The 19,097-nt window shown below is 68.4% G+C and carries 17 protein-coding genes and 1 pseudogene; 6 read left to right on the top strand and 12 right to left on the bottom strand.

Translation table 11 applies throughout. The features are described 5' to 3' along the window. Window positions 1-123: 123 nt before the first annotated feature. From glyS to V5F63_RS07890, 4 genes are all read right to left on the bottom strand, one after another. The gene (glyS, locus tag V5F63_RS07905; protein ID WP_394102047.1) at window positions 124-2,313 is read right to left on the bottom strand and encodes a glycine--tRNA ligase subunit beta; all 2,190 of its coding nucleotides are present in this window, start codon (window positions 2,311-2,313) and stop codon (window positions 124-126) included. Between the two features lie 220 nt (window positions 2,314-2,533). Then, on the bottom strand, window positions 2,534-3,859 hold the full coding sequence (locus tag V5F63_RS07900; protein ID WP_394102048.1) for an MFS transporter: 1,326 nt from the start codon (window positions 3,857-3,859) through the stop codon (window positions 2,534-2,536). A gap of 28 nt (window positions 3,860-3,887) precedes the next feature. Continuing rightward, on the bottom strand, window positions 3,888-5,216 hold the full coding sequence (locus tag V5F63_RS07895) for an MFS transporter (RefSeq protein ID WP_394029815.1): 1,329 nt from the start codon (window positions 5,214-5,216) through the stop codon (window positions 3,888-3,890). 83 nt (window positions 5,217-5,299) lie between these two features. After that, window positions 5,300-6,229: a glycine--tRNA ligase subunit alpha gene (locus V5F63_RS07890; RefSeq protein WP_394102165.1), complete on the bottom strand. Its 930-nt coding sequence runs from the start codon at window positions 6,227-6,229 to the stop codon at window positions 5,300-5,302. Window positions 6,230-6,442: 213 nt separating this feature from the next. On the opposite strand from V5F63_RS07890, the gene V5F63_RS07885 reads away from it, so the two are divergent. Then, a complete protein-coding gene (locus V5F63_RS07885; protein WP_209488538.1) occupies window positions 6,443-6,865 on the top strand; it encodes a hypothetical protein in 423 nt (140 codons plus the stop codon). 75 nt (window positions 6,866-6,940) lie between these two features. Here V5F63_RS07885 and V5F63_RS07880 read toward each other — a convergent pair whose 3' ends face one another. Together V5F63_RS07880 and V5F63_RS07875 are read right to left on the bottom strand one after the other, a co-directional pair. Then, window positions 6,941-8,032, bottom strand: a complete 1,092-nt coding sequence (locus V5F63_RS07880) for a TRAP transporter substrate-binding protein (RefSeq protein WP_209488537.1) — start codon at window positions 8,030-8,032, stop codon at window positions 6,941-6,943. Window positions 8,033-8,212: 180 nt separating this feature from the next. Then, window positions 8,213-9,364 (bottom strand): Mrp/NBP35 family ATP-binding protein, encoded by a 1,152-nt coding sequence (locus V5F63_RS07875; RefSeq protein WP_394102049.1) that lies wholly within the window; start codon window positions 9,362-9,364, stop codon window positions 8,213-8,215. 221 nt (window positions 9,365-9,585) lie between these two features. Here V5F63_RS07875 and V5F63_RS07870 point away from each other — a divergent pair, with 221 nt between their 5' ends. From V5F63_RS07870 to V5F63_RS07860, 3 genes are read left to right on the top strand one after another with little or no spacing between them, the layout of a single operon-like run. Beyond that, the gene (locus V5F63_RS07870; RefSeq protein WP_209488536.1) at window positions 9,586-9,759 is read left to right on the top strand and encodes a hypothetical protein; all 174 of its coding nucleotides are present in this window, start codon (window positions 9,586-9,588) and stop codon (window positions 9,757-9,759) included. A 20-nt stretch (window positions 9,760-9,779) separates the two neighbouring features. Then, window positions 9,780-10,193: an arsenate reductase (glutaredoxin) gene (gene arsC, locus V5F63_RS07865; RefSeq protein ID WP_394102050.1), complete on the top strand. Its 414-nt coding sequence runs from the start codon at window positions 9,780-9,782 to the stop codon at window positions 10,191-10,193. Window positions 10,194-10,253: 60 nt separating this feature from the next. Continuing rightward, window positions 10,254-10,805: a hypothetical protein gene (locus V5F63_RS07860; RefSeq protein WP_394102051.1), complete on the top strand. Its 552-nt coding sequence runs from the start codon at window positions 10,254-10,256 to the stop codon at window positions 10,803-10,805. Here the strand turns inward: V5F63_RS07860 and V5F63_RS07855 are convergent. Continuing rightward, the gene (locus V5F63_RS07855; RefSeq protein WP_394102052.1) at window positions 10,771-10,962 is read right to left on the bottom strand and encodes a hypothetical protein; all 192 of its coding nucleotides are present in this window, start codon (window positions 10,960-10,962) and stop codon (window positions 10,771-10,773) included. The genes V5F63_RS07860 and V5F63_RS07855 overlap by 35 nt on opposite strands. Window positions 10,963-11,017: 55 nt before the next feature. Here V5F63_RS07855 and V5F63_RS07850 point away from each other — a divergent pair. After that, a pseudogene (locus tag V5F63_RS07850) lies at window positions 11,018-11,461 on the top strand (ATP-binding cassette domain-containing protein); the annotation flags it as partial. Between the two features lie 214 nt (window positions 11,462-11,675). After that, window positions 11,676-13,538: a TRAP transporter large permease gene (locus tag V5F63_RS07845; RefSeq protein ID WP_394102053.1), complete on the top strand. Its 1,863-nt coding sequence runs from the start codon at window positions 11,676-11,678 to the stop codon at window positions 13,536-13,538. 12 nt (window positions 13,539-13,550) lie between these two features. Here the strand turns inward: V5F63_RS07845 and V5F63_RS07840 are convergent, their stop codons facing one another. The 5 genes from V5F63_RS07840 to V5F63_RS07820 all read right to left on the bottom strand — a co-directional run bounded on the left by V5F63_RS07840 (window position 13,551) and on the right by V5F63_RS07820 (window position 19,031). After that, window positions 13,551-14,690 carry a mandelate racemase/muconate lactonizing enzyme family protein gene (locus V5F63_RS07840; protein ID WP_209488531.1) on the bottom strand — a complete coding sequence of 380 codons (1,140 nt, stop codon included), beginning with the start codon at window positions 14,688-14,690 and terminating at the stop codon, window positions 13,551-13,553. Between the two features lie 136 nt (window positions 14,691-14,826). Next, complete coding sequence (locus V5F63_RS07835; protein ID WP_394102054.1) at window positions 14,827-15,795, bottom strand: hydroxyacid dehydrogenase; 969 nt, start codon at window positions 15,793-15,795, stop codon at window positions 14,827-14,829. Further along, window positions 15,785-16,687: a fumarylacetoacetate hydrolase family protein gene (locus V5F63_RS07830; RefSeq protein WP_394102055.1), complete on the bottom strand. Its 903-nt coding sequence runs from the start codon at window positions 16,685-16,687 to the stop codon at window positions 15,785-15,787. Before V5F63_RS07830 ends, V5F63_RS07835 begins: the two co-directional genes overlap by 11 nt. 3 nt (window positions 16,688-16,690) lie before the next feature. Continuing rightward, on the bottom strand, window positions 16,691-17,833 hold the full coding sequence (locus tag V5F63_RS07825) for a mandelate racemase/muconate lactonizing enzyme family protein (protein WP_394102056.1): 1,143 nt from the start codon (window positions 17,831-17,833) through the stop codon (window positions 16,691-16,693). Between the two features lie 184 nt (window positions 17,834-18,017). After that, window positions 18,018-19,031: a Bug family tripartite tricarboxylate transporter substrate binding protein gene (locus V5F63_RS07820; RefSeq protein WP_209488527.1), complete on the bottom strand. Its 1,014-nt coding sequence runs from the start codon at window positions 19,029-19,031 to the stop codon at window positions 18,018-18,020. Between the last annotated feature and the right edge of the window lie 66 nt (window positions 19,032-19,097).

The following is a 19,097-nucleotide window of genomic DNA, read 5'->3' as shown; positions in this document are numbered from 1 at the left end:
CCCTTGCAGAGCCGCGCGCGGCAGACAAGCCGGGATGTGCGGGATGGCGCTCCCGGCGCGCACCACGGCTCCCCTCGTCCAGCGGGAGGGGACCCCGCCTTTCGGGATTGAAAGGGCCCCGCCCTACCCCTCGATACGGTCGAAATCGGCGATGCCGCGGGTGGCGGCGCGGATTTCGTCGAGCAGCTTCAGGCGGTTCTCGCGCAAAGCGGGATCGGCGTCGTTCACCGTCACGGCGTCGAAGAAGGCGTCCACCGGCTGGCGCAGGTCGGACAGCGCGGTCATGGCCGCCGCGAAATCCTCGGCCGCGACGGCCTTGGAGACGCGGGCCTTCACATCGTCGATGGCGGCGGCGAGGTGTTCCTCGGCCGGCTCCTTGAGCAAAGCGGCGACGGTGGGGCCGGCGAAGGCGCGGCCGTCCTTCTTCTCCTCGATGCGCAGGATATTCACCGCGCGGCGGTAGCCGGCGAGGAGGTTCCTGCCGTCCTCGGTGGCGAGGAAGGCGGCCAGCGCCTCCACGCGGCGGACGACGAGGAGGAGGTCGTCCTGCCCTTCCAGCGCGAAGACGGCATCGACGAGATCGTGACGGGCGCCGCGATCGCGCAGGTAGACTTTCAGGCGGTCGGCGAAGAAGGCGAGGAGGTCGAATAGAGCCTTAGCAGTCTTGTAATCAATCCCGGCCTCGCGGTGCGCCTGTATAACGTCATCCATAACCTGATGAGCATCAGCCGGGGAATATTTGGCATCAGAAAACCGCACACTGTCAAAGGCTGAAAGACCTCCTTTGCCTCCGGCAGCGAAATTGAAAACATCCATCAGACGGAGGCGCTTTTCATTCTCCAGCACAATCCGGATCACCCCCAGCGCCGCCCGCCGCAGCGCGTAAGGGTCCTTGCTCCCGGTCGGCTTCTCGTCGATGGCCCAGAAGCCCACCAGCGTGTCGATCTTGTCCGCCAGCGCCACGGCCACGGAGACCGGGGCGGTGGGCACGCGGTCGTTCGGACCCTGCGGCTTGTAGTGCTCCTCGCAGGCGGCGGCGACTTCCGGGGGCAAATTCTCGCCCTGCGCGTAGTAACGGCCCATGAGGCCCTGAAGCTCGGGGAACTCGCCCACCACCTCGGTGAGCAGATCCGCCTTCGCCACCAGCGCGGCCTCCTCGGCCAGCGCCACCGGCGCGCCCACCTTGGGGGCCAGCTCCTTGGCGAGGCGCACGATGCGCTCGATGCGCTCGGCCTGGGAGCCCAGCTTCTCGTGGAAGGTGATGGACTGGAACTTGGGCATGCGGCTGGCGAGGCCGTTCAGCCGGTCCGTGTCCCAGAAGAATTTCGCGTCCGACAGGCGGGCGCGGATGACGCGCTCGTTGCCGGCGACGATGGCCTTGCCGCCGTCCGAGGCGACGAGGTTCGAGATGAGGATGAAGCGGTTGGCGAGGCGCCCGCTCTTCGGGTCCTTCAGCACGAAGCACTTCTGGTTGGCGCGGATGGTGGCGCGGATCACCTCGTCCGGAATGTCGAGGAAGCGCGCCTCGAACGATCCCATCAGCACCACGGGCCATTCCACGAGGCCGCACACCTCGTCCAGCAGCCCCTCGTCCTCCACCAGATCAAGGCCGGCGGCGAGCGCCAGGTCCTTGGCGTCGTTGAGGATGATTTCCTTGCGGCGGTCGCGGTCGGCCACCACCTTGGCGGCCTCCAGCTTCGCCATCCAGTCGTCCAGCCGCTTCACGGTGAAGGGCTCGGGCGCGAGGAAGCGGTGGCCGCGGGTGACGTTGGACGCCGCGATGCCGTCCACGGAGAAATGCACCACCTCCGGCTCGTCCCCCTCGGCGCCGAAGGTGGCGACGATGGAGTGCAGCGGGCGCACCCAGCGCAGCGTCCCGGTGCCCCAGCGCATGGATTTCGGCCAGGGGAATCTGCGGATGATGTCGGGCACGATCTCCGCCACCACCTCGGTGGTGGCGCGGCCGGGCTTTTCCACCACGGCCACATAGAAATCGCCCTTCTTGGGATCGGACTGGATGGTCGCCTGATCGAGGGAGGAAAGGCCCGCCGCTTTCAGGAAGCCGGCCACCGCCTGCTCGGGCGCGCCCACGCGCGGTCCCTTCTTCTCTTCCTTCTGGTCGGCCTGCCGGCCGGGCAGTCCGTGCACCGCGAGCGCGAGGCGGCGCGGCGTCACGAAGGCCTTCGCGCCCTCATAGAGCAGGCCGCGCTCCACCAGAGCGTCGGTGACGAGCTTCTTCAGCGCGTCGGCCGCCTGGGCCTGCATGCGGGCGGGGATTTCCTCGGAGAAGAGTTCGAGCAGAAGATCGGGCATCGGTTCGGGCTCGTCCTCCCCATGCGGGGAGGCTGGCGCTTGCGCGCGGCGGGTGAATTTCGGGCCTGTGCTAGAGCGCGATCCGAGCGGATTGAATCAATCCGCTCGGTGAATCGCCCTCTAAACTCAAAAAAGAGAACGCGTGATCCAATCAGATTGCGATGCAATCTGATTGGCGCGTGCTCTAGAGCGTTTCGGCAGCCGCGTCGAGGGGGCGGGGTCAGTCGAGCGGCCGGCCGCGCGTCTCCTTCAGCCCCAATGCGGCGAGGAAGGCCACCACGCCGCCGGCGATCACATAGAAGGCCGGGGCCATGGCATCCCCGGTGAGACTCACCAGCAGCACCGCCACCATGGGCGCCGTGCCGCCGCCGAGGCCGAGGCCGAGATTCCAGCTCAGCCCCACCGCCGTGCAGCGGGTGTGGCGGGGAAACATCTCCACCAGCGCCACCGCGATGGGCCCGCCATAGATGGAGACGATCACCGCAAAGCCCAGCTGCCCCAGCAGCGCCAGCCCGGTCGAGCCGGAATGCAGCAGCAGGAACAGCGGCCAGGTGAAGACGGCAAGACACAGGAAGCCGCCGACGATGAGCGGCTTTCGGCCAATGCGGTCGGAGAGCGCGGCAAAGCCCAGGCAGCCGACCATCACCACCGCCATGCTGATGGCGTTCAGCTCCAGCGCCACATGGGGCGTGAAATGCTCCTGCTGCTGGAGCCAGGTCGCGAGATAGACGAAGGCGAGGTAATAGGCGATGCCCAGCACGATGTTGATGAGCGTCGCCCGCAGGATGTCGCCGCCGTTCTCGCGGAAGGCCTCCACCACCGGCAGGGTCGGGCGATGGACGGGCTTCACGTCCCGCGCCACCGTCCGGCGCAGGAACAGGGCGAAGCCGCCGAGCAGGCAGCCGAGCAGGAAGGGGATGCGCCAGCCCCAGGCGGCGAGATCGTCCGCCGACATGAGGCCGGAGACCAGCGCCCCCACCGCCGAGCCCAAAAGCATGCCGCCGTTGCAACCGACGATGACCAGCGAGGTCACCGCCCCGCGCCAGCGCATTTGCGCATTCTCCGCCAGGAAGACGGCGGAGGTCATGTATTCCCCGCCCACCGAAAGCCCCTGCGCGAGGCGCAGCACCAGCAGCAGCACGGCGGAGAGCACGCCGGCCGTCTCATAGGTGGGCAGGAGGCCGACGCAGAAGGTGGAGATGCTCATGAGCGCGGCGGACGACATGAGCGCCGCGCGCCGGCCCAGCCGGTCGCCGATATGGCCGAACAGCACGGAGCCGAGCGGCCGCATGAGGAAGGAGGCGGCGAACACGCCGAACACGGACAGCATGGCCGCCGTGGGGCTCGTCTCGGGAAAGAAGTTGCGGGCGAAGATGCTGGCGAGGAAGCCGTAGACGGCAAAGTCGTACCATTCCAGCACGTTGCCGAGCATGCCGGCGGCCATCAGCCGCCGGGAGAGCACGGGCGCATCCTGCGGCGCGCTCCCCCCGGAAACACCGCTGGCGACGCCCCCGGCGTCCGCGTCCGTATGCGCGATGCTGCTCATGCGTTCCCGCCCCCACTCAGCTCAAGCGTTAGGGGCTTTGCGGCGGCACGTCCAGCACCCGGCCGCGACGCTCGGGCAACGCGGCAACCCCAGCGAGGGCAAGGGCGGCCAGTGCCATCAGATGGACCGCCGGCGCCATGGTGAGTCCGAGGCCTTTCACGAAATAGGTGGCGAGCATGGGCGCCAGCCCGCCCGATACGCCGATCCCGAGATTCCAGGCAAAGCCCATGGCGCTGCAGCGCACGGGCGTCTCGAAAATTTCCACCAGCAGCGACGGCAGCGGGCTCGTGACCGCCGCTGCCATGACGGAGAAGACGACCTGCGCAGCGAGCACTTCCGCCGGGCCGCCGCCGCGCAGCAGCTGGAACAGCGGCCAGGACAGCACAACGAAGCCGGCAAGCCCCGCCGCGACGATCCGGCGCCGACCGATGTGATCCGACAGGGCGCCGAACAGGAGGCAACAGGTCACCGACACGATGAGCGCGAGGGTGGTGAAGGCAAGCGCCGTCCCGGGCGCCAGGCCGGACTCCGCCTCGATATAGGTCGGCAGATAGACGAACAGCAGATAGGTGTCGGCGCCGACGAAGAGGGTCACCAGCATCGCCGCGATGATGAAGCCCCCGGCTTCGCGGAATGCGCGCGTCAGCGGCAGCCCCCGCGCCGTGCTGCCGCCGCGGTCGCCGGGCCGGGGCCGGCGCAGCAGCAGGGCCGCAATGCCGAGCACCGCGCCGAGCAGGAAGGGCAGCCGCCACCCGAAGGCCTCCATCGCCTGCGCGGAGAGGAGCGCGCTGAGCAGCGCGCAGACGCCCGAGCCCAGCAACGTCCCGGTCTGCCCGCCCGCCGTGGAGAAGGCTGCCGTGAGGCCACGACGGCGCGGCACGGCGTGCTCCGCGAGATAGATGGAGGAGGTGGTATATTCCCCGCCGATGGAAAGCCCCTGCAGCAGCCGCAGGAGCAGCAGCAGCAGAGGGGCGAGGAAGCCGGCCGTGGCATAGGTGGGCAGGAGGCCGATGCCCACCGTGGCGCAACTCATGACCGAGACCGAGGCGATGAGCGCGATGCGCGGGCCGAACCTGTCGCCCACATGGCCGAACAGGATGGCGCCCAGCGGCCGCATCAGGAAGGCCGCGCCGAACAGGCCGAAGGCGGAGATCAGCCCCACCAGCGCATCCTCGGCCGGGAAGAAGGTGCGGGCGAAGATGGGCGCGAGGAAGCCGTAGGAGGCGAAATCGTACCACTCGAGCACGTTGCCGATCGCGCCCGCCGCGAGCAGGCGCGGCGAGGAGCCGGCCGGCCCCGGCGCATCGGGCGGAACGATGCCGGAAAGGTCACGGGTGCCGGCATCGGTGTCGGTCATGGCCCGTCCGGACGGGTGGGTTGCAGCTTCGCTTCAGCTAACACCCGCCCCCGGGCCGGGGCAACCCCTTACCGTTTACGCCCTCAGGCCGCGGCGCCGCCGCCGGCCGTCTTCAGCCAGGCCGCGCCGCAGGCCTTGGCCAGTTCGCGCACGCGCAGGATGTAGCTCTGCCGCTCGGTGACGGAGATCACGCCCCGCGCGTCGAGCAGGTTGAAGACGTGGGAGGCCTTGATGCACTGGTCGTAGGCCGGCAGGGCCATGTCGTGCTTTTCGCCCTTGTCGCCGAACGCGAGATACTTGTGGCAGGCGGCCTCGGCCATGCGGAACTGCTCGAACAGCATGTCCGTATCGGCCGCCTCGAAATTGTGCCGCGAATATTCCTGCTCGGCCTGCTTGAACACATCGCCGTAGGTGGTCTTCTCGGCGCCCTCGCGGCCATTGAAATTCAGGTCGTAGACGTTCTCCACGCCCTGCACATACATGGCGAGGCGCTCCAGCCCGTAGGTGAGTTCGCCCGAGACCGGGGCACACTCGAAGCCCGCGACCTGCTGGAAATAGGTGAATTGCGACACCTCCATGCCGTCGCACCAGCATTCCCAGCCGAGGCCCCAGGCACCCAGCGTCGGGCTCTCCCAGTCATCCTCCACGAAGCGCACGTCGTGCAGCTTCAGGTCCACGCCGATGGCGGCGAGCGACTGCAGGTACAGATCCTGCAGATTGTCCGGCGAGGGCTTCAGGATGACCTGGAACTGGTAATAATGCTGGAGCCGGTTGGGGTTCTCGCCATAGCGGCCGTCCTTGGGGCGGCGCGAGGGCTGCACATAGGCGGCCTTCCAATGCTTCGGGCCGAGGGCGCGGAGCGTCGTCGCCGGATGGAAGGTGCCGGCGCCCACTTCCATGTCGTAGGGCTGGAGCACCACGCAGCCCTGGTCCGCCCAGAATCGCTGAAGGGTCAGGAGCAGCGCCTGGAACGAACGGTCGGGGCGCATGTGGGCGGGAAGGCTCGGGTCGATCATTTCACAACAGCTCGCAGCAACGTGACCACGGCGCGCCCTCCCCGGCGTCGCGGGACAAGGGCGCGAGAGGCGCGCGGACACTAGGCAGAGGGCGGCGCGATTGCAACGTGGCCGCGCCAACTTCGCTCACGCCAATCGAAAATCGGGAATGAACCGAAATGCGGTCTGCGCGGTTGTCATGCCGTGCAGTCAATTGGAGGGAGACCCCGCATGAGCATCGCGAAGTTCGCCATTCCCGTCGCCACCGCCGCGCTGATCGCCATGACCGGCGCCGCGAGCGCGCAGTCCGGTACCGCCGCCGGCCAGAACACCCAGCGCGGCCCCGCGCAGGAAGGCGGCCGCACACAGGCTACCCCCGGCTCGAGCAGCAGCGGCATGACGGCGCCCGATCCGAGCGTGCCCCCCACCCCGCGCTCGGGCATTGCCGCCGGCGCCGATACCCAGCACGGTCCCGCGCAGCAGGGCGGCCGCACGCAGGCGACGCCCGGTGCCTCGTCCAGCGGCAACGCCCCGGCCATGGACACCACCGGCACGGTGACCCCGCGCTCCGGCACGGCGGCCGGACAGGATCCCCACCGGGGCCCGGCGCAGGAGGGTGGCCGCACCCAGGCGACCCCCGGCGGCACGCGCTGACCGACGCCTTAAGAAAAAAGCCCCGGAGCGTCGCTCCGGGGCTTTGCCTTGACTGGAGGGCGACCGCAGAACGCGTCAGCCGCGGGTGCGGGCGCGCACCATGAAGTCGTCATACGTGAACTCGACGATCTGCCACCACAGATAGGCGTTGTTGCGGAACGTCTTCATGTCCTCGTAGATCTTCTTGAAGTCCTCGTTCTTGCCGCCGATTTCCTCATAGAGCTGCTGCGAGGCCTTGTAGGCGGCGTCCATCACGTCGCCGGGATAGCGGCGCAGCTGGGTGCCAGCCTTCACGAGGCTCTGCACGGCCACCGGGTTCTTGGCGTCGTAGCTCGCGAGCATGCTCTCGTTGGCCTGCGCCATGGCAGAGGTGAGGATCGCCTTGTAGTTCTTCGGCAGCTCGGCGAGCTTGTCCTGGTTGACGAAGAAGTTGAGGGCGGCGGAGCCTTCCCACCAGCCGGGGAAGTAATAATACTGGGCCACCTTGAAGAGGCCGAGCTTCTCGTCGTCATACGGGCCGACCCATTCGGCCGCGTCAATGGTGCCCTTCTCCAGCGCGGGATAGATGTCGCCGCCGGCGAGCTGCTGCGGCACCACGCCGAGCTTGGCCAGCACCTGCCCGCCGATGCCGGCGATGCGCATCTTGAGGCCCTTGAGGTCCTCGACCGTCTTGATTTCCTTACGGAACCAGCCGCCCATCTGCCCGCCGGTGTTGCCGCCGGGGAACATCACCACGCCGTACTTCTTGTAGAACTCGTTCAGGAGGTTCATGCCGTTGCCGAACAGGAACCAGGCGTTGATCTGGCGAGCGTTCAGGCCGAACGGAATGGCGGTGCCGAGGCCGAACGTCGGGTCCTTGCCCACATAATAGTAGGACGCCGAGTGACACATCTCGACGGTCTTGTTGGTGGTGGCGTCGAGGGCCTGCAGGCCGGGAACGATTTCGCCCGCCGCGAACACCTGGATCTGGAACTTGCCGTCGGTCGCCTCGGCCACCTGCTTCGCCATCAGCTCGGCGGCGCCATAGATGGTGTCGAGGGACTTGGGGAAGGACGACGTGCAGCGCCACTTCACTTCCGGCGCCGACTGCGCGATCGCCGGCATGGCCACGGCTGCGGAAGCGGCAACACCCGCGCTGGCGGCGGTGAGGAACTCACGGCGTTTCATGGAGAACTCCCTGGGGCTCTTTAAACGCAGCGCCGCTTCTGGGGCGGGCCGTCTTACCGCTTTTAGAACAGGCGTCGTTCGGGCTCAACGCAGAGGAAGGTATGAAACGCGGCGCGCCGGGGAAAAAATGCCCCGGCGGCTCAAATTCCCGGCACCGCCCCAGCCGGTGCCGCACCCGCATCACTCGATGACGATGCGGGGCGCCTGCCGGCTCTGGGCCGTGGCCCTGTCGAGGGCCGCCTTCACGCCGGTGGCGACGTGGCGGTAGGCATCCGCCTGCGGGCTGTCGGGATCGGAGACGAGAATCGGCAGGCCGGCGTCCGACATTTCGCGGATGCGCATGTGGAGCGGGATCTCGCCGAGGAACGGCACGCCCATCTTGTCCGCCTCCGCATGGGCGCCGCCATGGCCGAAGATGTCCGAGCGTCCGCCGCAATGGGGGCAGATGAAGTGGGACATGTTCTCCACCACGCCGAGGATCGGCACGTTCACACGCTCGAACATGGCGACGCCGCGCCGCGCGTCGATGAGGGCCAGGTCCTGCGGGGTGGAGACGATGACCGCGCCGGCGAGGTTCACCTGCTGCGCCATGGTCAGCTGGGCGTCGCCGGTGCCGGGGGGCATGTCCACCACCAGCACGTCGAGGGGACCCCACTTCACGTCCTTCAGCATCTGCGAGATGGCGGACATGACCATGGGCCCGCGCCAGATCATCGGCGTGTCTTCCTCCACGAGGAAGCCGATGGACATCAGCTGCAGGCCGAAATTCTCCAGCGGCAGCATGGTCTTGCCGTCCGCCGTGGTCTCCGGCTTCTGGGCGACGCCGGTGAGGCGCGGCACCGAGGGGCCGTAGATGTCGGCGTCGAGCAGGCCGACCTTGAGGCCGAGGTCCCGCAGCGCGAGCGCGAGGTTGATGGAGGTGGTGGACTTGCCCACGCCTCCCTTGCCCGACGCCACCGCGATGATCGAGGCGACGCCCGGCACGGCGATGCCACGGGGGGCCGGCGCGCCGCCATGGGCGTGGCCGTGACCATGGTTGTGCGCGGCCGGGGCCGGGGCGGCCGGCGCCTGCTTGCGCTCGGCGGTGAGGGTGACGAGGGCCGAGGCGACGCCCGGCAGCGCCTTCACCGCATTCTCGGCGGCGATGCGCACATCCTCCCACGCCCGCGCCTGGGCCGGATCGATGTTGATGGAGAGATAGACCTTGCCCGACGTGACCACGACGCCGGCCAGCGCCGGCGATACGGACAAGGCGACGCCTTCCGGCGTGCGCACCTTGGCCAAAGTGGAACGGACGGTGTCCTCGGAAAGCTCGGCCGTGTGGCTCATCATGTCACTCAACTCCCCGGCCGGTCGGCGCGCATCTGGGGCAGGCGCGGGGGCCGGACTGGAACGGTTTGAAGTCTTCTTCTGATTCGCACGAGAGGCGGCGCCTGCAAAGCCCGACATATGGGCGCTGATTAAACCCTGGGCAGAACGGACGCCATCCTTTCATGGGACCTCGTTGTAGTCCGCCTGTTGCGGCCGGGCTATATTTCTATTATTCATGAAATATGGAATTAAATCAGGCCGTCCCCGTCCTATCCGCCCTCGCACACGAAGGCCGCCTCAGCGCGCTGCGCCTGCTCGTCGAGGCGGGACCGGAGGGCATTGCGGCCGGCGAGATGGCGCGCCGGCTCGGCGTTCCGGCCAATACGCTCTCCGCCAGCCTCGCGCTGTGCAGCTAGCTTCGCGAGAGATCCCGCCGATGAGCGATTTTGCCGTCACCATCTATCACAACCCGCGCTGCGGCACCTCGCGCAACACCCTCGCCATGATCCGCGCCTCCGGCGTCGAGCCGACCGTGGTGGAATATCTCAAGACCGGCTGGACCAAGGCACAGATCAAGGACCTCGCCGCCGCCGCAGGCGCGCCTGTGCGCGACCTTCTGCGCGCCAAGGAGCCGCTCGTCGCCGAGCTGAAGCTCGACGGGCCGGAGGTGACCGACGACGCCCTGCTCGCGGCCATGGTCGAGCACCCCATCCTCGTGAACCGGCCCATCGTGGTGACGCCGAAGGGCACGCGCCTGTGCCGGCCCTCCGAGGTCGTGCTGGATCTACTGGAGACGCCGCCGGAAAGCTTCACCAAGGAAGACGGCGAGGTGGTGACAGCCGCGCGCTGAACCGCTGCCCGGCTGGTACGGGAAATGCTTCGGCCATGGTCCCGCTGTCGCGAAACCGCCATGACCGATACGCACCCCACCCCTGTCCACGAGATCCCCCTCGGCATCCGCCGCAAGGCCATCGCGGTGCACGAGGCGGGGCACGCGCTCGTGGCGGTTCTGCTCAGGCGGGACGTGACCGAGGCGCTGCTGCACCCGCCGGACGGGTTGAGCGGGCAGACCCGCTTCGCCGACGCCGAAAGCGCGCCCCTCGATCCCACCGTGGAAGCCGACCGGCGTCGCGTGGCCGACGCCATCGTCGTCCTCATGGCCGGACAGGTGGCGGAGGCGGAATACTGGCGCCGGCAAGCCTCATTGTATTCCCCCAGGGTGAATTCCCACCGCAGCGACGCGGCGGAAATTCTCACGCTCAAGTCCGGCCTCGCCCTCGGCCCGGAGCAGGACGCCCTGTTCACCGGCTACTGCATCGAGAAGGCGAAGAAGCTGGTGCTTCAGGATGCCGCCCAGGCGGCGATCCAGGAGATCGCCATGGGGCTGTGCGAAACCATGTCCATGCTGCGGACGGAGCTGGACGAGATCATCGCCCGCCATCGGGTGAAGCTGCCGAAATAGCCTCGTCCTCCTGCCGCCGCGTCTCCGGCATGGCGACCAGCACCGCGAGAAAGCCGAGCGCCGCCAGCGCCGCGAGCATCTCGAAGGCGGCGAAGCTGCCGAAGCGGTCGGCGACGATGCCGGCGAGAAGGGTGCTGATGGAGGCGCCGACGCCCATGACGCATCCCACCGCCCCCTGCGCCAGATTGAAATGGCCGCTCCGGTGGGCGAGCCGGCCCGAGGCGGGCGACGACCAAGTGTGGGAAGCGGCCGTGGCGGCGCGCTGCCTGCCGTTCATCGAGGAGCTGCCGCAGGGCCTCGACACCATCGTCGGCGACCGGGGCGTGAAGCTCTCCGGCGGGCAGCGCCAGCGCATCGCCATCGCCCGCGCCTTCCTCAAGAACGCGCCCATCCTCATTCTCGACGAGGCCACCTCGGCGCTCGACACCGAGGCCGAGGAGGCGATCCGCGCGGCGCTGGAGCGGCTGATGACCGGGCGCACCGTCATCACCATCGCGCACCGCCTCTCCACCTTGCGCAGGTTCGACCGCATCCTGGTGCTGCGCGGCGGGCGGCTGGTGGAGAGCGGGCCGCCCGAGGAGCTGATGCGGCGGCCGGGCGTCTATCGCGATCTCGTCTCGCGGGAACTGGGCCGCCTGTCCGAACAGGTGGTCTAGGACTTCGCCTTCCGACAGAAGCCGTTGATGCAGCGCACAAACGCCGCTTCAGCGTTGTGCGCCGCGCCGAATGGCGAAAATGCCGTGGGCAAGCCCCACACGGCGGGGCCTGTGGCGCCCCTTCCCACGCCTTTCCCCTTGAGCCCGGAGCGATCTTCGCAGACCGTTCAGCCCGCGAGTCGGCGCGCTCGCTTGCATCGGGTAAGAGGTCTCCATGTCGCTACACACCCATGACCCTTCGGACGCCACCGGACGCGCGTGGGCGGTCAAGGCCAGCGCCCTCCTGGGCTGGCTGACGGAGATCCCCGCCGCGGCGCTGGTGGTGGCGGAAATCCTGGTGCTGCTGGCGGGCGTGATCTTCCGCTATGCCCTGCACAAGCCGCTGATCTGGTCGGACGAGCTTGCCTCCATGCTCTTCCTGTGGCTGTCCATGTTCGGCGCGGTGATCGCGCTGAACCGGGGCGAGCACATGCGCATGACGGCCATCGTCGGCATGATGAAGCCGCGTGCCCGCGCCTTCTTCGACATGATCGCCATCGCCTCCGCCGTGGCCTTCCTGCTGATGATCCTCCATCCGGCCATCGAGTACGCGCAGGAGGAAGCCTATGTGGTGATGCCGGCGCTGGAGATCCCCAACACCTGGCGCGCCGCCGCCATCCCGGTGGGGACGGTGCTGATGCTGATGGTGGGGCTGCTCAAGCTCGCCCAGCACGCCACCACGCGGGATACCCTGCTCGCGATCGTCGTGGTCGCCGCCATCGTCGGCGGGTTCTATGCGCTGGGGCCGGTGTTCCGGACGCTCGGCAACTACAACCTCCTGATCTTCTTCCTGTTCGGCGTGGGCGTGATGGTGCTGATCGCGGTGCCCATCGCCTTCTCCTTCGGCATCGCCACCTTCGCCTACATCGCGCTGTCCACCCACACGCCGAGCATGGTGGTGATCGGCCGCTTCGACGAGGGCATGGGCCACCTCATCCTGCTCGCGGTGCCGCTGTTCGTGTTCCTCGGCCAGCTCATCGAGATGACAGGCATGGCGAAGGCCATGGTGGCCTTCCTCGCGAGCCTCCTCGGCCATGTGCGGGGCGGCCTGCATTATGTGCTGGTGGGCGCGATGTATCTCGTCTCCGGCATCTCCGGCTCGAAGGCCGCCGACATGGCCGCCGTCGCCCCCGTCCTGTTCCCGGAGATGACCAAGCGCGGCGCCAAGCCCGGCGACCTTGTGGCGCTGCTCTCCGCGACGGGCGCGCAGACAGAGACCATCCCGCCCTCCATCGTGCTCATCACCATCGGCTCGGTCACGGGCGTCTCCATCGCGGCGCTGTTCACCGGCGGCCTCCTGCCGGCGCTGGTGCTCGCCGTCGCGCTCTGCACGGTGGTGTGGTGGCGCTATCGCCATGAGGATCTGAGCGGCGTCGCCAAGGCGAGCTGGGGCGAGGTGGGCCGTGCCTTCATCATCTCCGTGCCGGCCATTGCCCTGCCCTTCGTCATCCGCGCGGCGGTGATCGAGGGCGTCGCGACCGCCACCGAGGTCTCCACCATCGGCATCGTCTATTCGGTGGTGGCGGGCCTGCTCATCTATCGCCGGTTCGATTTCCGCCGCCTGTTCCCCATGCTGGTGGATACGGCGGCGCTCTCCGGCGCCATCCTGTTCATCATTGGCGCGGCGACTGGCATGGCGTGGGCGCTCACCCAGTCCGGCTTCTCCAATGCGCTGGCCGAGGCCATGCGCGCGCTGCCGGGCGGGGCGGCGAGCTTCCTCGCGGTCTCCATCGTGGCGTTCGTGGTGCTGGGCTCGGTGCTGGAGGGAATCCCCGCCATCGTGCTGTTCGGCCCCCTCCTCTTCCCCATCGCGCGGCAGGTGGGGGTGAACGAGGTGCACTATTCCATGGTGGTGATCCTCGCCATGGGCATGGGCCTGTTCGCGCCGCCGTTCGGCGTCGGCTATTACGCCGCCTGCGCCATCAGCCGCATCAGCCCGGACGCGGGCATGAAGCCCATCGTGGGCTACATGATCGCGCTGCTCGTCGGCCTCATCATCGTGGCCGCCGTGCCGTGGATTTCCACCGGCTTCCTGTGACGGCCCCCAAAGTCACACGTAGCACGGGCCCTCGATGAGCGGGTGGGCGGCGAGGAAAGCCTCGTCCACCTCGATGCCGAGGCCCGGCCCCTCGCGGCAGGTGACGGTGCCGTCCGGCGCGAGCTGGTACGGCAGGCCGCACACCTCGTCGCGGAACGGGTTGTGGTGGGCGACGTCGCCCTCGAAATAGCCGGGGTTGTCCACCGCGCACATCAAATGCAGCGTCGCCACCATATTGATGCCGGTGGCGGATGTGTGCGGGTTCACCGACATCTTCCACGCCGAGGCGAGCACCGCGATGCGGTGGCATTCGGTGATGCCGCCGGCCTTGGAGAGGTCCGGCTGCGCGAAGGAGACGGCGCCGTCCGCGATCAGGCGGGTGAACTCGAAGCGGGTATAATGGTTCTCCCCCGCCGCCAGCGGCACGGTGCCGAGCTTCGCGGCGTCCTGGTAGCTGCGGTAATCGTGGGGCGGGAACGGCTCCTCGAACCAGCCGACCTTCGCCGCCTCATAGGCCGGCATCACCCGGCGCACGTCGTCGAGCGAGCAGCCGGTGTTGCCGTCGACGAGAATGTCGATCTCGTCCCCCACCGCCGCGCGCACCGCCTCCACCCGCGCGATGTCGCGGCGCGGCGTGTCGCCCACGCGCAGCTTCAGGGCGCGATAGCCCTGCGCCACGTAGGACTGCGCCTCCTCCGCCAGCGCCGCCGGATCCTGCCAGCCCAGCGAGATGCCGCCGGCATAGGCCTTGATCTTCTTCGGCGCGCCGCCCAGCAGGCGATGGATGGGCGCGTTCATCGCCTTGCCGCGGATATCCCACAAGGCGATGTCGAGCCCGCTCAGAGCGAGGGCCGCCGCGGCGCCCATGCCGTGGCTGGCGAGCTGCATGCGGTAGACCTTCTGCCACACGCCCACCACGTCCAGCGCGTCCATGCCGAGCACCAGCTCGGACAAGGTGGTGTCGATGAGCTTCGCCACCGCGCCCGGGCAGCGGCCGTGATGGGCCTCGCCCCAGCCGACGATGCCCTCGTCCGTCTCCACCCGCACCAGCACGGAATCCCGCTTCACCGCCCGGCCGATGCCCAGCGTGACGTTCTTGCCCTCGGGCACGCGAAAGGAGACGGGGACGGCACGGACGGAGGCAATGCGCATGGGGCTCTCTCGGTTCTAAAGCATTTTCGAGCGAAGTGGATTCCGGTTCGCGTGAAGAAAATGCGTTTAATCAGAGTTTTAGAGCATTTCCGGCGAACCGGAATTCGCCGGAAATGCTCTAATCTGGCGGCGCGGTTCAGGTGCGCGCGGCGCGGTAATCGGGATTGACGAGGTTCCGCGGCTCGCCGCCCTTGAGGATGCGCAGCACCTCCTCGGCGGCACCGATGCTCATGGCCCGCATGGAGGTGGCGGTGATGCCGGCGAGGTGGGGGGTCATCAGAAGGTTCGGCAAAGCGAAGAGCGGGCTGTCCGGCGGCACGGGATGGCTGTCGTAGACATCGGTCGCGGCCCCGCCGATCCACCCGGCCTTGAGCGCGGTGAGGAGCGCCTGCGTATCCACGATGGGGCCGCGCGCGGGATTGATGAGCACGGCATCCGGCTTCATCCGGGCGAGAAGGCGCCCGTCCACGAGGCCCCTGGTCTGCGGCGTCAGCGGACAGGCGATGACCACCGCGTCGCTCTGGGCGAACAGCGCCTCCAGATCGACCACCTCGATGCCCTCGACCGCCCCGCCGGAGCGCGACGCGCCGATGACGCGCATGCCGAACCCGGCCCGCGCGATGGCCGCGACGCGCTGGCCAATGGCGCCGAGCCCGATGATGCCGAGGGTCGAACCCGCGATCTCGCGGGTGGTGTCGCCCACCGCCCGCGCCGGGTTCCAGCCGTCCGCCCTGAGCCGCGCATCCACACGCGCCAGCGGCCGGCGCAGATGGAACAGGGCGGAGAACACATATTCCGCCACCGTCTGTGTGTTGCTGCCGGGCAGGTTCGCGACCGGGATGCCGCGCGCGGTCGCCGCCGCGACGGGGATGAAGTCGAGCCCCACCCCGTGCCGCACCACGCCCCGGACGCGCTCCGCGCCCTCGAACACATCGTCCGGCAGCTTGGCGCGGACGATCACCGCGTCGGCCGCGCGCGTCAGGCGGCGCAGGGTGTCGTCGGAGGTGTCGGGGCCGACGACGATTTCGGCCACGCCCTCCAGCAGCGCCGCGCCGTCCGGATGCAGCGCATTGGTGGCGAAGACGATCGGCCGCTCATTCGCCATAGGGCGCACCTTCCACGATGGGATTGACCAGAGTGCCGAGCCCTTCCACGCGGGCGCGCACCACGGAGCCGGGCTTGAGCCAGGCCGGCGGCTTGCGCATGCCGGCGACGCCGGCCGGCGTGCCGGTGGCGATCACGTCGCCCGGCTCCAGCGTGTGGGCCTGCGACAGGCGGGAGACCAGATCGGCGATGTCGAACACGAGGTCCGCGGAGATGCCTTCCTGCAGCCGGGTGCCGTCCACGTCGAGGGAGAGCGCGAGCGCGTGCGGATCGGCGATCTCGTCGGCGCTGGCGAGGAAGGGGCCCAGAGGTCCGAAGGTCGGCAGATTCTTGCCGCGGGTGAAGCCGCCGTCGCGCTTGATCATCTCGCTGGCGCTGATGTCGTTGAAGACGGCATAGGCGACGACGTGGGAGAGCGCATCCTCGCGCGCCACGTTCTGCGCCCGGCGGCCGATGATGGCGGCGATCTCCACCTCATAGGTGCAGCCGCCGATATCCGGGGGCAGAAGGATGGGCGCGCCCGGCCCGACGACGGTGGAGGCCTGCTTCATGAACAGCACCGGCTCGGCCGGCGCCGCCATGCCGCGCTCGGCCAGCGCATCGCGATAATTGAAGGCGAGCGCGTAGATGCGCGGCGGCACATAGGGCGCCAGCAGGTCCACCTCGCGCACCGGGAGCCGCGCGGCATCGGAAAGCCCGTGGGCCGTGATGCGCGCAACCACCTCGGGCAGGCCGGCGGGGATCAGGGCATGGACATGGGGCGCGACGCCGGCGAGGGCATCGGCCATGGCCGGATGGGCGAGGTCGAACACCACGTCATCGGCGCCCGCGCCATCGCCCTCAAGCACGCCGGCGCGGTCTTCGCCGGCGTGGCGGAAGCTCACGAAGCGCATGGCTCAGGCCACCCGGTAGCGGTCGATGACCGAGCGGTCGATCTCGATGCCGAGGCCGGGACCGGTGGGGATCTTCACCCGGCCGCGCTCCTGCACGATGGGCTCCACCGCCAGGTGATCGCGGAACGGGTTCTCGCACTGCTCGAACTCCAGCAGCGGCTCGAACGGGAACAGGCTCGGCGGCTGGTCCGCCAGGGAGCCGAGGAAGTGGAGCGTCGCGGCAATGCCCACCGCCGAGCCCCAGGCGTGGGGCACGCACTCGACGCCATGGGTGGAGGCGAGCGCCGCGATCTTCTTGCACTCGGAGAGGCCGCCGGCGGCGCACACGTCCGGCTGCACGATGTCCATGGCCTTGCGCACGATGGCGTCGCGGAAGCCCCAGCGGGTGAACTCGTTCTCGCCGCCGGCCACCGCCATGTCGAGGGCGCGGGCGACTTCGACATAACCGTCGATGTCTTCCGGCGAGATGGGCTCCTCGAACCACTCCACGTCCAGCTCTTCCAGCTTGCGGCCGAGACGGATGGCGACGGGCACGGAGAAGGCGTGGTTGGCATCCACCATCAGGCGGATGTCGGGGCCGATGGCGTCGCGCACCGCCTTCACCCGCTCGTAGTCCTTGGTGATGTTGCCAAGGCCGATCTTCATCTTGATGGCCTTGAAGCCCTCGTCCACGTAGCCGGTGGCTTCCTCCACCGCCTCGCCCACGAGATTGTCGAAATCGATGAAGTAGAGGCCGGTGGCGTAGCAATCCACCTCGGTGCGGAAGGCGCCGCCGAGGAGCTTGTGCACCGGCTTGCCGCAGCTCTTGCCGATGATGTCCCACAGGGCGATGTCGATGCCGCTGATGGCGGCAATCGACATGCCCTTGTTCCCGTAATCCTTGATGCGGTTGTAGAGGTCTTCCCAGATCACCTCCACGTCGAACGGGTCGCGGCCGAGAATGCGCGGGCCGAACTGGGTCTCGATGAAGGCCTTGGCGACCGCCGAGGGGCCGTAGCACTCGCCCCAGCCGACGATGCCGTCGGCCGTCTCGATCTCCACGAGACAGGTGCCGCGCGTCTTGTAGAGCCAGCCCCGCGAGGAGGTGAACGGCTTCTCGACGGGCGCCGCCATGACATGGGCCCGGACACTCTTGATGACGCTCACGTCGCGCCCTTTCTGAAAAATCGGAAGGAAGATGCGGGCTGGCCGCACCCTGGTTTCGTCATGCCCCGGCTCGTCCGGGGCATCCACTTCACCGCCCGCGCGGTGCGTCTCATCCATCCCGCCCGGCCCCGCCGTGGATCCCCCGGACGAGCCGGGGGATGACGGAGCCAAGGCGTCGTTCAGATTATTCCGCGCCCTTGAACACCTGGGTGGCGACCGCGTTCAGCGACTTCTGGACGGCGTTCACCTCGGCATCGAGGGCATCGCCGGTGAGGTCGTCCACCAGCACGCCGTTCTCCGCCGCGAAGGTCTTGAAGCGGGGGTCCTGGATCGACTTGCGGAAGGCATCGATGAGCGTCTTGCGCACATCCGGCGGCATCTTCGCCGGGCCGACGATGTAGGCCATCTGCACCACCGGGCCGTAGGGGAAGACGTCGAAGCCCTTCTCCTTCATGGTCGGCACGTCGGGGAAGACGGTGAGGCGCTGGTTGTCGAAGATGGCGATGGGCTTCACCTGCCCCGCCTTGATCTGCGCGATGCTCTCGGACGGCTTCAGCACCGCCGCGTCGATCTGGCCGCCGGCGAGATCGGTGATGACCTTGGCGCCGCCCGGATAGGGCACATTCACATAATCGACGCCCGCCGACTTGGCGGTCATGGTCGCGAAGATGTGGTTGATGTTGTAGCTGCCCGGCGTGCCGATGGTGACCTTGCCGGGATTGGCCTTCATCTGGGCGATGAAGGCGTCGATGTCCTTCGCCCCGTCCGTCTTCACCAGCAGCATCAGCGGATCGCTGGACACGCGGGCGATGCCGGCGAACTGGTCGTTGCGCAGCGGCGTCTTGTTCTGGGCGATCATGGAGAGGGTGGACGAGGTGCCCATGCCCAGCGTGTAGCCGTCCGGATTGGCGCTCGCGACGCGACCCATGCCGATGGTGCCGGTGCCGCCGGGCACGTTGTCCACGATGATGCGCACGCCATTCTCAGCGAGGATCGGCGCCAGCACGCGGGCGGCGATGTCGTTGGAGCCGCCGGCGTTCCACGGAACGATGAGGCGCACCTCGCGGCTCGGGAACTTGTCCTGTGCGGTGGCGCTCCCGGCGGACGCGAGGAGGACCGCCCCCAACGTGGCTGCGAGGCCCAAGGCTGGAGCGAGGGCCGGGGCAAATCCCCGGGCGAGGGCAAGGCTGTGCTTCATTGGCGCGTCTCCCTTTTGTTGTTTGTTATAACAAACGACATATAAGCTGCTTGTCAACGCGCTTTT

The organism is Xanthobacter wiegelii (genome assembly GCF_043193855.2).
In the GTDB taxonomy this organism is placed as follows: Bacteria; Pseudomonadota; Alphaproteobacteria; order Rhizobiales; family Xanthobacteraceae; genus Xanthobacter; species Xanthobacter flavus_A.
Note: the sequence above shows the minus strand (reverse complement) of the source record. Positions and strands in the feature narration are given on the sequence as shown.